11 protein-coding genes are annotated in these 13,290 nt (G+C 65.1%); all 11 read right to left on the reverse strand.

Features of this window, described 5'->3' with window-relative positions; all coding sequences use genetic code 11:
- Positions 1–30: 30 nt before the first annotated feature.
- The 11 genes from P1K30_RS07760 to P1K30_RS07815 all read right to left on the reverse strand — a co-directional run bounded on the left by P1K30_RS07760 (position 31) and on the right by P1K30_RS07815 (position 13,258).
- Positions 31–1,545: an aldehyde dehydrogenase (NADP(+)) gene (locus tag P1K30_RS07760; protein ID WP_275632123.1), complete on the reverse strand. Its 1,515-nt coding sequence runs from the start codon at positions 1,543–1,545 to the stop codon at positions 31–33.
- 3 nt (positions 1,546–1,548) lie between these two features.
- Positions 1,549–2,655 carry a fumarylacetoacetate hydrolase family protein gene (locus P1K30_RS07765; RefSeq protein ID WP_275632124.1) on the reverse strand — a complete coding sequence of 369 codons (1,107 nt, stop codon included), beginning with the start codon at positions 2,653–2,655 and terminating at the stop codon, positions 1,549–1,551.
- Between the two features lie 73 nt (positions 2,656–2,728).
- The gene (locus P1K30_RS07770; protein ID WP_275632125.1) at positions 2,729–4,267 is read right to left on the reverse strand and encodes a UxaA family hydrolase; all 1,539 of its coding nucleotides are present in this window, start codon (positions 4,265–4,267) and stop codon (positions 2,729–2,731) included.
- 105 nt (positions 4,268–4,372) lie between these two features.
- Positions 4,373–5,092, reverse strand: a complete 720-nt coding sequence (locus P1K30_RS07775; RefSeq protein WP_275632126.1) for a ribonuclease activity regulator RraA — start codon at positions 5,090–5,092, stop codon at positions 4,373–4,375.
- Between the two features lie 8 nt (positions 5,093–5,100).
- The gene (locus tag P1K30_RS07780) at positions 5,101–6,012 is read right to left on the reverse strand and encodes a dihydrodipicolinate synthase family protein (protein ID WP_275632127.1); all 912 of its coding nucleotides are present in this window, start codon (positions 6,010–6,012) and stop codon (positions 5,101–5,103) included.
- Positions 6,009–6,896 carry a phytanoyl-CoA dioxygenase family protein gene (locus P1K30_RS07785; protein ID WP_275632128.1) on the reverse strand — a complete coding sequence of 296 codons (888 nt, stop codon included), beginning with the start codon at positions 6,894–6,896 and terminating at the stop codon, positions 6,009–6,011. Before P1K30_RS07785 ends, P1K30_RS07780 begins: the two co-directional genes overlap by 4 nt.
- A complete protein-coding gene (locus tag P1K30_RS07790; RefSeq protein ID WP_275632129.1) occupies positions 6,893–8,098 on the reverse strand; it encodes an L-talarate/galactarate dehydratase in 1,206 nt (401 codons plus the stop codon). The genes P1K30_RS07785 and P1K30_RS07790 overlap by 4 nt, the downstream gene beginning before the upstream one ends.
- Entirely contained in the window at positions 8,098–9,843 is a 1,746-nt protein-coding gene (gene araD / locus P1K30_RS07795; RefSeq protein ID WP_275632130.1) for an L-arabinonate dehydratase, read from the reverse strand. Before araD ends, P1K30_RS07790 begins: the two co-directional genes overlap by 1 nt.
- A 9-nt stretch (positions 9,844–9,852) precedes the next feature.
- Positions 9,853–9,975, reverse strand: coding sequence for a dihydroxy-acid dehydratase (locus P1K30_RS07800; RefSeq protein ID WP_275632131.1), 123 nt, complete (start codon positions 9,973–9,975; stop codon positions 9,853–9,855).
- Between the two features lie 10 nt (positions 9,976–9,985).
- Positions 9,986–12,064, reverse strand: coding sequence for a TRAP transporter large permease subunit (locus P1K30_RS23930; protein WP_338052351.1), 2,079 nt, complete (start codon positions 12,062–12,064; stop codon positions 9,986–9,988).
- A 162-nt stretch (positions 12,065–12,226) separates the two neighbouring features.
- Complete coding sequence (locus P1K30_RS07815; protein ID WP_275632132.1) at positions 12,227–13,258, reverse strand: TRAP transporter substrate-binding protein; 1,032 nt, start codon at positions 13,256–13,258, stop codon at positions 12,227–12,229.
- Positions 13,259–13,290: the final 32 nt, after the last annotated feature.

A 13,290-nucleotide genomic window follows, 5' to 3' on the forward strand; every position in this document is an offset into this window, starting at 1 on the left:
GCCCCGGTGTCGGGGCGGGCCTGTTGGTCGTTACTTCAGATCGCCGGGCAGCAGATCGTCAGGCATGTTCTGGTAGCAGACCGGACGCAGGAAACGCCGGATCGACAGCGTGCCGACCGAGGTCGCGCCAAAGTTGGTCGACGCTGGGTAGGGTCCGCCGTGAACCATCGCGTCGCAGACTTCCACGCCGGTCGGGAAGCCGTTGACCAGAATGCGGCCCGCCTTGCGTTCCAGCACCGGCATCAGGCGCGCGCCCAGCGCGGTGTCGCCGTCATCCATGTGCAGGGTCGCGGTCAGCTGACCTTCGAAGCCGCGCGCCAGCTTTTCCATGTCGTCGGGGCCGTCCACGCGGACCACAAGACCAAGCGGGCCGAAGACCTCTTCGCCCAGCGCGTGGTCTTGCAGGTAGGCATCGACGCGGGTCTGGTACAGGTTCGGGCTGGCGTTGCGGCCCTCGCTGTCGGTGACCAGCACCGGTTCCACCGCGTTGCGGCCGTCAAAGCGCGACTTGCCGTTGCGATAGGCGTCGGCGATGCCGTCGGTCAGCATGCACTGGGTGGCGACACCCTTCAGGGCCTCGGCAGCGGCCGAAACGAAGGCGTCGCCTTCGGGACCTTCCTGAACCACGGCGATGCCGGGGTTGGTGCAGAATTGGCCAGCGCCCATCGTCAGCGACCCGGCCCAGCCTTCACCGATGGCCTTGCCGCGCGCCTTGACGGCCTCGGGCAGGATGAACATCGGGTTGACCGAACCAAGCTCGCCGAAGAACGGGATCGGGTCGGGGCGCTGGGCGCACAGGTCGAACAGCGCGCGGCCACCGCCCAGCGAGCCGGTGAAACCCACGGCGCGGATCAGCGGGTGCTGTACCAGCGTGGTGCCGACGTCGCGCTTGCCGCCCTGGATCAGGCTGAACACGCCCGGATGCAGGCCGCAGGACTTGATCGCCGCGTCGATGGCCTGTGCGACGATCTCGCCGGTGCCGGGGTGGGCCGAGTGGCCTTTGACCACGACGGGGCAACCGGCGGCCAGCGCGGCGGCGGTGTCGCCACCGGCGGTCGAGAAGGCCAGCGGGAAGTTCGACGCGCCGAACACGGCGACGGGGCCGATCGGGCGCTGCACCATTTTCAGGTCGGGGCGGGGCAGGGGCTGACGGTCGGGCAGCGCCTCGTCATGGCGCTTGTCCAGATAGTCGCCCTTCAGGATGTGGTCCGCGAACAGGCGCAGCTGGCCGGTGGTGCGGCCGCGTTCCCCGTTCAGGCGGCCTTCGGGCAGGCCCGATTCCTCGACGCCGATCTTGGTGATCGCTTCGGCGCGGGCCTCGATCTCGTCCGCGATGGCGTTCAGGAACTTGGCGCGGGTTTCACGCGTGGAATAGCCGTATTCCCAGAACGCTTCCTCGGCGGCTTCACAGGCGGCGTTGACGTGGGCGGGGGTGCCGACCGAGAAGGTGTTCGCTTCGCCCGACGAGGGTTCGCTTGTGAACGTGGCGTCGCCCATGACCCAGTCGCCGGCGATAAGGTGTTTTCCTGTCAATGTCATCGTCATCTCCTACAGCAGGTTGCGGCCGGCCAGATTGCGCATCAGCGCGGCCAGTCCGAAGGTCCATTCCGGGCATTCCGTGGAAAGCCGGACGGTGTTGGTAAGGGCGCCGAGCCCATCGCTGGCGATGGTCACACGGTCCCCGATATGGTGGGTGAAACCCTGTCCCGGTTCGTCGCGGTCCTCGGTCGGCGCGAACAGCGTGCCGAGGAACAGCATGAACCCGTCAGGGTACTGATGGTGGCGTCCGACCGTCTGTTTCACAAGGTCGGTCGGGTCGCGGCTGATCTTGGACATCAGCGAGCGGCCGTTCAGGACGAAGCCGTCCTCGCCCTCGACCGTCAGGTCCAGTTCGGCGTTGCGGACGTCATCAAGGCTGAAGGTGTCGTCGAACAGCCGGATCATCGGCCCGATCGCGCAGGACGCGTTGTTGTCTTTCGCCTTCGACAGCAGCAGTGCCGAGCGGCCTTCCACGTCGCGCAGGTTCACGTCGTTGCCCAACGTCGCGCCAAGGATGTTCCCGCGCGAGTTCACGGCAAGCACGATCTCGGGCTCGGGGTTGTTCCAGTTCGACATCGGGTGCAGGCCCACGTCCGCGCCGGTGCCGACCGACGACAGCGTCTGCGCCTTGGAAAACACCTCGGCGTCCGGGCCGATGCCGACTTCGAGGTATTGCGACCACATGCCAAGCTCGATCAGCTCTTGCTTGACCTTGGCGGCCTTGGGCGATCCGGCTTCGATCTGGTCAAGGCTGTCGCCGATGATCTCGGACACGCGCGTGCGGATCTCGGCGGCCTTGTCCGGGTCGCCTGCAGCCTGTTCCTCGATCACGCGTTCGACCATCGACTGGGCGAAGGTCACGCCGCAGGCCTTGATCGCCTGCAGGTCGCAGGGCGCCAGCATGGCGACCTCGCCCAGCGCGCCGACGTCGGTGCCCGAAGCGCCCCGCACATAGGCGGCGGGGTCGTCCATCTCCATGATGTCGCGCACGGTCGGCGCCTGCTTCGACGTGATGTCGATCAGCCGCCCGTCGCGCAGCGTGACGACGGCGGGGCCGACGTCCAGCTGGGCCCGGCCAAGCCAAAGGCCCTGCCGTTCTTTCTCATTCAGTTCCATCGCGTTCCTCCGCATTGCGCGCGGACCCTTTCAAATAGCGGTGGTGTCTGCAAGGCGACGTCACAGAGTCGTTTCACGACAGCACCCCGATCTGCCACGGGGCGAACTCTTCCTCGCCGACGCCCAGCAGCTCGGATTTGGACTGCTCCCCGCTGGCGACGGCCAGGATCTTCTCGAAGATCTCTTCTCCCATCTCGTCCAGCGTCTTTTCGCCGTCGATCACCTTGCCGCAGTTGATGTCCATGTCGCCGTGCATCCGGGTGTACATCGTCGAGTTCGAGGCCAGCTTGATGGTCGGCGACGGGTAGCTGCCAAAGCAGGACCCGCGTCCGGTGGTGAAGCAGATCATGTTGGCGCCGCCGGCGATCTGTCCTGTCGCGGACACCGGGTCGAAACCGGGGGTGTCCATCAGGACAAGGCCTTTTTCAGTCACTGGATAGGCGTATTCGTAGACCGCGTTGATGCCGGTCGACCCGCCCTTCTTCGAGCCGCCCAGCGATTTCTCGATCACGTTCGCCAGTCCGCCCGCCTGGTTGCCGGGGCTAACGGTGCCGTTGATCTGGGTGTCGCGGCCCTTGTTGTATTCCAGCCACCAGTTGATGCGGTCGATGAACTGCCGCCCCACGGTCTCGGACTTCGCGCGCGAGGTCAGGGTGTGCTCGATCCCGTACAGCTCGGACGTCTCGGACAGGATCGCGGTGCCGCCGTTCCGCACCAGGATGTCGACCGCCTTGCCCAGCGCCGGGTTGGCCGACATGCCGGAAAAGCCGTCGGACCCGCCGCACTGCAGGCCGATCATGATGTGTTCGGCGCTGGCGGTTTCCCGCTCGATCTTGTTTGCCTCTTCCAGCATCTCGCGGATGACGGCTTTGCCTTCTTCGACGGCATTCATGGTGCCGCCGATCTGCTGCATCGTGACGGTCCGCAGCATCTTGCCGGTGGCAAGGCTTTCGGCCTCCATGAACTTGCTGAGGTTGTTGCGTTCGCAGCCCAGCGAACACACCAGCGCCCCGGCGGTGTTCGGATGACGGATGTAACCGGCAAGGGTACGACGCAGCAGGTCCAGCGGTTCGCCCGTCTGTTCCATGCCGCAGCCCTGTTCATGGATGAACGCGACGACGCCATCCACGTTGGGATAGTCTGCCAGACGTTCCTCGTCGAAATAGCGGCTGATCTTGCGGGCCACCGTGGCGGCGCAGTTCACGGTGATGAAGATGCCGATCATGTTGCGCGTGCCGTACCGGCCATCGGCACGGGGATAGCCCATGAAGGTCGCGCGCTGTTCGGGTGGCAGCAGTTCCGCGGCCACGTAGTCCTGCGCGTAGCGATAATCCTTCTGGAAGTCGTCCATCAGCACGTTGTGGGTATGCAGCCAGTCGCCGGGCACGATGTCCTCGCCCGCGAAGCCGATGGTGGTGTCGTACTTTCGAACGGGGTCGCCCTTGGCGATGGCGTGGGTGGCCACCTTGTGACCCATCGGGATGTCGTGGTTGGTCTTGATCCCTTCGGACGGGATCTCTGTACCGGCCGCGATGTCCTCGCGCGCGACGGCCACATTGTCCGCCGGATCAAGCCGGATGACAGGGTTTCTTATCTGCGTGTCGATCGTCATGGTTCGTCCTAACAGGGGCGGTCCGGTCGCAGTGCGCCCCGGCGTGAACCGGGGCTTTCTGCATGGGCATGAGAGTGTCCCGGGTGACCCCGGGGTGGGGGCGGCCTAGCGTCCGTTCGCCTTGCGCCACTCCGCGAACTTCTGAAGGTTTTCGTCCTTTGTCGCCGGGTACAGGCCGATGATGGTCGCGCCGCCCTTTACCTGCTCGACCACGAAATCCTCGTAGGCGGTCATCTCTACCGCTTCGTCGGCAATCTCGTCGGCCATGTGCGCCGGGATGATGACGACGCTGTCGTCGTCGCCCACCACGATGTCGCCGGGGAACACCGGCGCGCCGCCGCAGCCGATCGGGACGTTGATGTCGATCGCCTCGTTGATGGTCAGGTTGGTCGGGCTCGAGGGGCGGTTGTGATAGGCGGGCATTTCCAGCTCGCCGATGCGCATCGCGTCCCTGAACCCGCCATCAGTGACGACTCCGGCGCCGCCGCGCACCATCAGGCGGGTGATCAGGATGTCACCGGCGGACGCGGCGTAGGCGTCTTGGCGGCTGTCCATCACGAACACATGGCCCGGCGGGCAGTCTTCGATCGCCTTGCGCTGCGGGTGCTCGGGGTTGCGGAACTCTGCCAGCGTGTTGCGGTCCTCGCGGGCGGGCATGTAGCGCAGGGTGAACGCGGGGCCCACCATGTTCTCGCCCTTGGCCTTCACCGGGCGCACGTCCTGAACCACCTGATTGCGCAGGCCCCGCTTGAACAGCGCCGTGCACAGGGTCGCCACGCTGACGGTCTTCAGCTTGTCCAGCGTTTCGGGTTTCACGTCGGTCATTGTCTTCCTCAGCTTGCCTTGCGGGACAACAGACCCGCGTCATCCATGAATGCCTTCAGCCGCGACGTCTGATCGTCCGACAGCGGCCATGCCGCCGGCGGGCGCACGCCGCCGCAATCCTCGCCCATCATCGCCAGCGCCGCCTTGACGCCGGGCACGTTGGCGCCGCCCTGTTCCTCGGCGCGGATGTCCTCGAACACCTGCATCCCGGCGATCAGGTCGCGGGCCTTGGCATAGTCGCCGCCTTCCAGCGCCTGGCTGATTGCGACCGACCGTTCCGGCCAGACGTTGATCAGGCCAGAGGTGAAGCCGCGCGCGCCGACGGCGTAGAACGTGGGCGCCCAGACCTCGGCAAGGCCGCCGACCCAGATGATGTCATCGGGCGAGGCTTCCATCGCGGCCTTCAGCTTCATCGGGTTGGGGGTGGCCCATTTCACGCCGACAACGCCGGGAACCGAGCACAGCGCGGCGATGGCGTCGGTGCCGATGCCGTCGTTGCGTAGGTACAGCACCATCGGCAGGTTGTTCCCCGCCTCGGACACCGCCTTGACGTAGTCGACCACGCCGCGCGGGGCGACGAAGGGGTCGGGCGGCTGGTGGATCATTAGCGCCGAGGCGCCAGCGGCGGCGGATGCCTTGGCCAGGCGGCAGGCGTCGGGCAGCGCGCGGCCGACCCCGGCCACCAGCGGGCAACGCCCGCCGATGTGACCGGCGGCGGCGGTGACCATCTCGATCGCCTCGTCGGTGGTCAGCGAATAGAACTCGCCGGTGTTGCCGTTCGCGGTCAGGATGTGCACGCCAGCCTTCAGCGCGCGTTCGACGATCGGCGCCTGCTTGGCGGGGGCGATGTTGCCGTCGGCGTCGTACGGGGTGGCAAGGATGCCGGAAATCCCGGTCAGCGCGGTTGTCAGGTCGGTCATTTCAGTACCTCGAAGGATCGTTTGCCCATGGCTTTCTGGATTTCGTAGATCGAACCGCTGGTCGGTGGCAGGGGCTTGGGGATGCGCACCGGCACCTCCGCCATGCGCGGTTCAAGTGTGGATGTGCCGCACAGCATTCGCGCGTCGAACTCTTCCAGCGACGCCGGGAAGGTGTTCTGCCCGAAGATCGGGAAGGCGTCCGCGGCCATCATCTCGTAGAAGATGATCCGGCGATCCTGCGTCGACGTATTCAGGGCCGATCCGTGCAGGATGCGCCCGTGGTGGATCGAGATCGACCCGGCGGGGCCCATCAGCGGCACCGCGTCGGCCATGTCGATGCCTTCCGCCTCAAGGTCGACCGCACCGGCGAAGTAGCCGTTGTGGTGGTGGTCCAGCACCGGGCCGCGATGGGTGCCGGGAAGCACCATCAGCGGGCCGTTCGCCTCTGTCATGTCGTCGATGATGACGCCAACGGCCAGAACGTCGTCGTTGGTGTAGGGGTAGAAGGCCCAGTCCTGATGCCATTCCACCGCCGCGCCGTAGCCCGCCGATTTCATGTTCAGCTTCGTGGTCTGCATCCGCACGTCGGGGCCGATCAGGTCGCGGACCGGCGCAAGGATGTGATCGGACCGAAGCAGGTCGTTCACCACCTCGGACTGCGTGTGCGGTAGCTTTACCCGCCGGATGCGCGGATCGTCGGGGGTGTGGCTGTCTTCAAGGTCGATCTTGTCGTCCGACGCGGTCATGCCGCGCGCGACCTCGGTAAACCGGGCGATCTCTTGCCGGATGCGATCAAGGATGGGGACCGGTACACGGTTCTCGAGGATCAGGTATCCCTGTTCCTCGTAGAATGCCTTCTGTGCGCCGGTCAGAACCTCGGTCATGCGCGTCCCCGTTCGCCGATGTCCTGCGTCGCGACGGTCCAGTCGCGCGCCTTGTCGGACAGGGTCAGGCCAAGCCCCGGCCGGTCCGGCACCGCCACGCGGCCGTCTGCGATCTCCAGACGTTCGTCAAAAAGCGGCTCTAACCAGTGGAAATGCTCGATCCACGCCTCTTCCGGGAAGGCGGCGGCAAGGTGGACGTGCAGTTCCATCAACCAGTGCGGCGCGATCTGGACGCGGTGCGCCTCGGCCATTGCCATTGCCTTGAGGAACGGGGTCACGCCGCCGATCCGCAGCGCGTCGACCTGACTGATGTCGCAGCCGCCCTTCTGCACCAGCTGGATCGCCTCGGTCGGCGAGGTCAGCATCTCGCCCGTCGCGATGGGCGTCGAAAGGTTGCGGGCCAGTTCGGCGTGGCCTTCGATGTCCAGTGCGTCCAGCGGTTCCTCGATGAACGCCAGCCCGACCTCGTCGACGATCTTGCCGAACTGCAGCGCATAGGCGCGGTCCCATTGCTGGTTAGCGTCGATCATGAAAGCGATGTCGTCCGGCAGGTGGTCGCGCATCGCCATGATCCGCTTGAGGTCCTCCTGCCCGTCCGGCTGGCCGACCTTCATCTTGATCCCGCCGATGCCCAGCGTCAGCGAGCGGTCGGCGGCGGCCTTCATCTCGTCGATCGACGCCTGAAGGTACTGGCCCTGACTGTTGTAGATCCTCAGGGTGTCGCGGTGCGCGCCCAGCAGCTTGGCCAGAGGCAGGCCCGCGACCTTGGCCTTCATGTCCCACAGCGCCGTGTCGAACGCGCCGATGGTCTGGTACGACATGCCGCCCTGACCCAACGAGTTGGTCTGCCAGCGCAGCAGTTCCCAGAGACGGCCGATGTCGTTGGGGTCGTGCCCCATGATCCGGTCGGCGATCTCGCAGGCCAGCGCGAACATGCCCGACCCGCCAGCCCGAAGGGTATAGGCGAAGCCCATCCCGCGATGGCCGTTCTCGGACACCATCTCGCACGAGATAATGTCGACCGCGGCCAGCGCAGACTGGCGTCCGGTCAGAACCTTGGCGTCCGACAGCGGGTTTTCCAGCGGCAGAACGATGTGCGACAGGGTCATCCCCTTGATCGCGTCCTGACTGGCCTTGCCCTTCGGCACGCCGCCAAAGGGTTGCCGGGCCGCAATACGGCGTGTGGACAGATCAAGGGCCATCAGAAGATCACCGGTTCGTCGACGGGCTTGCCGAACTCGGTCTTCAGGAAGTCGAAGTCGCAGCCCTTGTCGGCCTGTTCGACGTGCTTGCTGAACATCCAGCCATAGCCGCGTTCATAGCGCGGTTCCGGCGCCACCCAAGCGGCGCGGCGCTCTGCCATTTCCTCGTCGCTGATCTTCACGTTCAAAGACCGGTTCGGCACGTCCAGTTCGATGATGTCGCCGGTCTTCACCAACGCAAGCGGGCCGCCGATATAGGCTTCGGGCGCGACGTGCAGGATGCAGGCGCCAAAGCTGGTACCGGACATGCGCGCATCGGACAGGCGGACCATGTCGCGGTGCCCGTGCTTCAGCAGCGCCTTGGGCATCGGGATCATGCCCCATTCCGGCATCCCCGGACCGCCCTGCGGACCCGCGTTGCGCAGGATCAGGACGTGGTCGGGGGTCATGTCGTAATCGGGATCGTCGATGATCTTCTTCAGCTCGGGGTACGAGTCCGCGACGATGGCGGGGCCGCTGTGCTTGTGGAACTTCGGATCGCAGGCGGCGGGCTTGATCACCGCGCCGTCGGGGGCAAGGTTGCCCTTCAGCAGCGCCAGCGAGCCCTCGGCATAGACCGGGTTCGACAGCGGGCGGATGACGTCGGGGTTGTAGTTCACCGCGCCTTCCAGCCCTTCGCCCATCGTCTTGCCGGTGACGGTGATCGCGGACAGGTCCAGCTTGTCGCCAAGTTCCTTCATCAGCGCGCGCAGACCGCCCGCATAGAAGAAATCCTCCATCAGGTATTCCTTGCCGGACGGACGGACGTTGGCGATCACCGGAACCTCGCGACTGAGCCGGTCGAAGTCGGGCAGGCCCCAGTCGATCCCCGCACGGCGCGCCATCGCGATCAGGTGGATCACGGCGTTGGTGGAACAGCCAGTCGCCATCGCGACGGTGGTCGCGTTCTCGGCGGCCTGTTTTGTGACGATCTTGGCGGGCGTCAGGTCTTCCCAGACCATTTCCACCGCGCGGCGGCCACAGGCGGCGGACATGCGCTTGTGGTTGACGTCGTTCGCCGGGATCGACGACGCGCCGGGCAGACAAAGGCCGAAGCCTTCCGCGATCGCGGTCATGGTCGACGCGGTGCCCATCGTCATGCAATGGCCGTCGGACCGCGCGATGCCGCCCTCGATGCCTTTCCATTCCTCGTCGGTGATCGTGCCCGCGCGCAGTTCGTCCCAGTACTTGAACGCGTCAGAGCCGGACCCAAGCACCTTGCCCGCGTAGTTCCCGCGCAGCATCGGACCGGCGGGCAGGAAAAGGAACGGAAATCCCCAGCTGATCGCCCCCATGATCAGGGCGGGCGTGGACTTGTCGCAGCCCCCCATCAGGACGGCGCCGTCGCAGGGGTGTGCGCGCAGGGTCTCTTCGACCTCCATCGCGCCCATGTTGCGGTACAGCATCGAGGTCGGTTTCAGGAACTGTTCCGAATGCGAATGCACCGGCAGTTCCATCGGCAGGCCGCCTGCCTGCAGGATGCCGCGCTTTACCCATTCGACCCGATCCTTGAAGTGCATGTGGCACGGCTGTGCCTCGGACCATGTGTTGATGATCCCGATGACGGGTTTGCCTTCCCAGTCTTCGTGGCCCAGCCCCATCTGCATGGCCCGCGACCGATGCCCGAAACTTCTGAAGTCGTTTGCGGCAAAGAAGCGGGCGGACCGCAGGTCTTCGTACCGTTTGCCGGTCTTGTCGTCTTTCATGGTATTTCCTCAGGAAATCGGCGTGGCGAAGTGATGCATGGTGTAGATCAGGACCGCAGTCAGGATCAGGCCGGCAATCCACGGCCATTTGCCGTATCCGTCGATGTCGTCGCGGCTGTCTCTTCCGATCATCTCAGTCTCCTCAATTCAAAAGTTCAGGCAGCCACAGGGCGATCTGCGGGAACAGCATCACCAGGATCAGGCCGGTGATCTGCAGGGCGATGAAGGGCAGGACGGCAAGGAAGATCTCTTGCAGCGTCACGTCCTTGGGGGCCACGGACTTCAGCCAGAAACACGCGGGACCGAAGGGCGGCGACAGGAAGTAGATCTGGATGTTCATCACGAACAGAATGCCGAACCAGATCTTTGCCTGATCCTCGGTCAGGCCGAGTTCCGGTGCAAGGGTCATCACCACGGGGGCGAAGACCGGCACGGTGATGAACACGATGGCGATCCATTCCATGAAGGTACCCAGCACCATCAGGATCAGCATCATCACAAGGATCGTCCCCATCGCGGACAGGCCAAGGTCAAGGAACAGCGACCGCATGAAGTCGCCGCCGCCGACAAGGTTGAAGATCCCGATGAAGCTGACCGCGCCCAGCACCAGCCAGATGATCGTGCCGACCGTGGTCATCGAACCGATCAGGGCGGCGCTCAGGACCTCCCACTTGAACTGGTTGCGGACGGCGGCGACGAACAGGCTGCCGATACAGCCCACCGCTGCGGCTTCGGTCACAGACGCGACACCGCCATAGATCGACCCCATCACCGCACCGATCAGGATGATGCACAGGATGACGGCGGTCAGACGGTCCTTGGACAGCTTCTGTTCCTTGTTGCCCGTCATCTGGGCCACCTCGGCCGCGGTGGGGGCAAGGCTGTGGTTCAGGTTGACCCGGATCAGCACATAGCTGGCATAGAAGACCGCCAGCATGATCCCCGGCGTGGCGCCGGCCATGAACAGGTCGCCGATGCCGACCTCGGCCGACAGACCGTAGACGATCATGATGATCGACGGCGGGATCAGCGTGGCCAGCGCGCCGCTGGCGCAGATCAGGCCGATGGTCAGTTTACGGTCGTACCCAAGGCGGAACATCTGCGGCAGGGCGACAAGGCCCAGCATCACGATCTCGCCGCCCATGACACCCGACATGGCGGCAAGGATCACGGCGACCACCGTGGTCTGCACCGCGACGCCGCCGCGCAGGTTGCCCGCGAAGATCGACATCGCGTCGAACAGGTCCTCGGCGATGCCGGCGCGTTCAAGGATCGAGGCCATCAGCACGAAGAACGGCACCGCGACCAGCGTGTAGTGTTCCAGCAGGCCTGCCGCGTTCGACGACACAAGGAACAGCCCGCGCGGCCCGAAAAAGCCGATCGCCATGATGACCGACACGATCAGCGTGACGATGCCCAGCGGCATGCCGGTCATCATCAGCGCGATCAGCAGGATCACCATGATGATCGACACGGTGCCCAGATCCATCTCGCGCATGTTCAGCGCGGCGGAGGGATCCATCGCCTTGCCGATATCCGAAAAGAAGCCCGAAATCATCTGTGCCAGAGACACATCGAAGGCTTCGGACAGGAAGGCGGAGACGAAGTAGACGACGAAGTAGACGGCAACCGCTTTCACCGCCAGCCGCGCAATGGGCGAGGTGAAGTGGCGGTGCAGGTTCACCATCAGCTGCGCAAGGTACAGGAACGCCCCCGTGACCATCAGCGATTTCAGCATCATCGGCAGCGGCGAGTTGAACGCCGAACCCGATTTTTCCAGCCGTTCGACGGAAACATAGGCGCGGATCGCGGCGTCGGTCAGCAGCATGTAAAGCGCGATGATGCCGACGACCATCGCGAACAGGTCCAGCCACCAGCGGGTGTTGTCCGACGCGATGTTGTGGAAGACGGTGATGCCGATGTGGCGCTGTTTCATCGTGATGTAGCCCGACGACAGCATCCAAGCCGCGGCGCACAGCATCATCACGGTTTCGAAGGCCCAGTAGGTCGGGGCGTTCAGAAGATAGCGCGAAAAGACCTCGTAAAGCGTGGCCAGCGCGGCGGCCATGTAGAAGACCGAGATCATGATCCCCATCAGGTGGCTGACGTGATCGACCGGCGTGTAATCGGCACGGGAAAGACTGTCTTCCTCGTGGGTCGGATCGTCACCCGCCACCTCCAACGGTGCGTGCTGCAGGCGCTCTTCGTATTCGCGGCTCATGGCTGGCCCTTCTCCCCCAAGCGGCGCGGTTCGGAACCTGCGGCCGCCTCCTGTCTGTTCTGGATTTCCCTTGCCCGGTGGTCCGGGTCGGTGCTTGTTGCCCGGCCTCATCCTGGCCGGTGGGTGCCGCGCCCGGTGGGTCCGGGCGCGGTGTGGGCGGCCTTACAGCAGGCCGGCCTCTTCCATGAACGAGATGTGCGCGTCGTACACTTCCTTCGCCAGATCGGACTGGGCGGCGAAATCCGACCACGCTTCTTGCGCGATCTTGCGCAGCGCGTCGCGCTCTTCCTGCGGCCAGTCGATGACTTCCAGCTCTCCGGCGGCCTTGTCGCGGGCAACCAGCTGGCGGTCGAGGCGGTCGAAGTACTGGCGCAGGCCGTTGTAGGCGGCAAGGTACCACGTCTCGAGAGCGACCTGCTCGGCCGGGGTCAGTTCGTCCCAGACCATTTCCGACACGGTGAACTGCAGGATCGGGGTCGAGTGGATGCCCGGGAAGATCGGGTACTTGGCGATCTTGTGCATCCCGTTGGCGTCGTTGTTGGCGTAGGCCGAGTTGTCGGCGGCGTCGATCACGCCCTTCTCAAGCGCGCCGTAGGTTTCCGAACCCGACATCGACACCGGTGCGGCGCCCGCCCGCTTGAACACGTCGGCGGCCAGCCCTTCGGGCGAACGGATCTTCAGCCCGGCAAGGTCGCCGACGCCGCGAACCGGCACCTTAGAGACGAAAGCTTCGCGCGCGTAGGCGCCGCAGCCCACGACGTGAACGCCCTCGAAATGCTCGTCGAACAGTTTTTGCAGCATCTCCTTGCCGCCGCCCTGCGCACAGAAGGCTTGGATCTGGTCGGCGCTGTCATAGCCCGCGATCAGGTCGCCCATCAGTGCGAAGGCCGGGTCGACACCGGCGAAATAGTTGATCGACGTCAGGTCGCCGTCCAGAATGCCGACGCTGATCGCTTCGGCGGTTTCGCGGCGCGGAACGACCGCATCCACCGGAAGAAGCTCGACCGTGAGCGTGCCGCCGGTCATTTCCTCCAGCTTGGGGACCCATTCCTCGTTGAGATAGGCCAGCGACGCGTGGCTGGCGTTAGACGAGGTCTGGATCTTCAGGGTCCGGTCCGCCGCGTCGGCGGCAAAGCCGGTGATTCCAAGTAAGGCGACAGCCGCGACTGCCGATCCCAATGCCTTGATGTTCATTCTGTTCCTCCCGTTACGCTCGGTGTGTTCGG

Origin of the sequence: Psychromarinibacter halotolerans (genome assembly GCF_029168315.1) — a bacterium.
GTDB lineage: Bacteria > Pseudomonadota > Alphaproteobacteria > Rhodobacterales > Rhodobacteraceae > Psychromarinibacter > Psychromarinibacter halotolerans.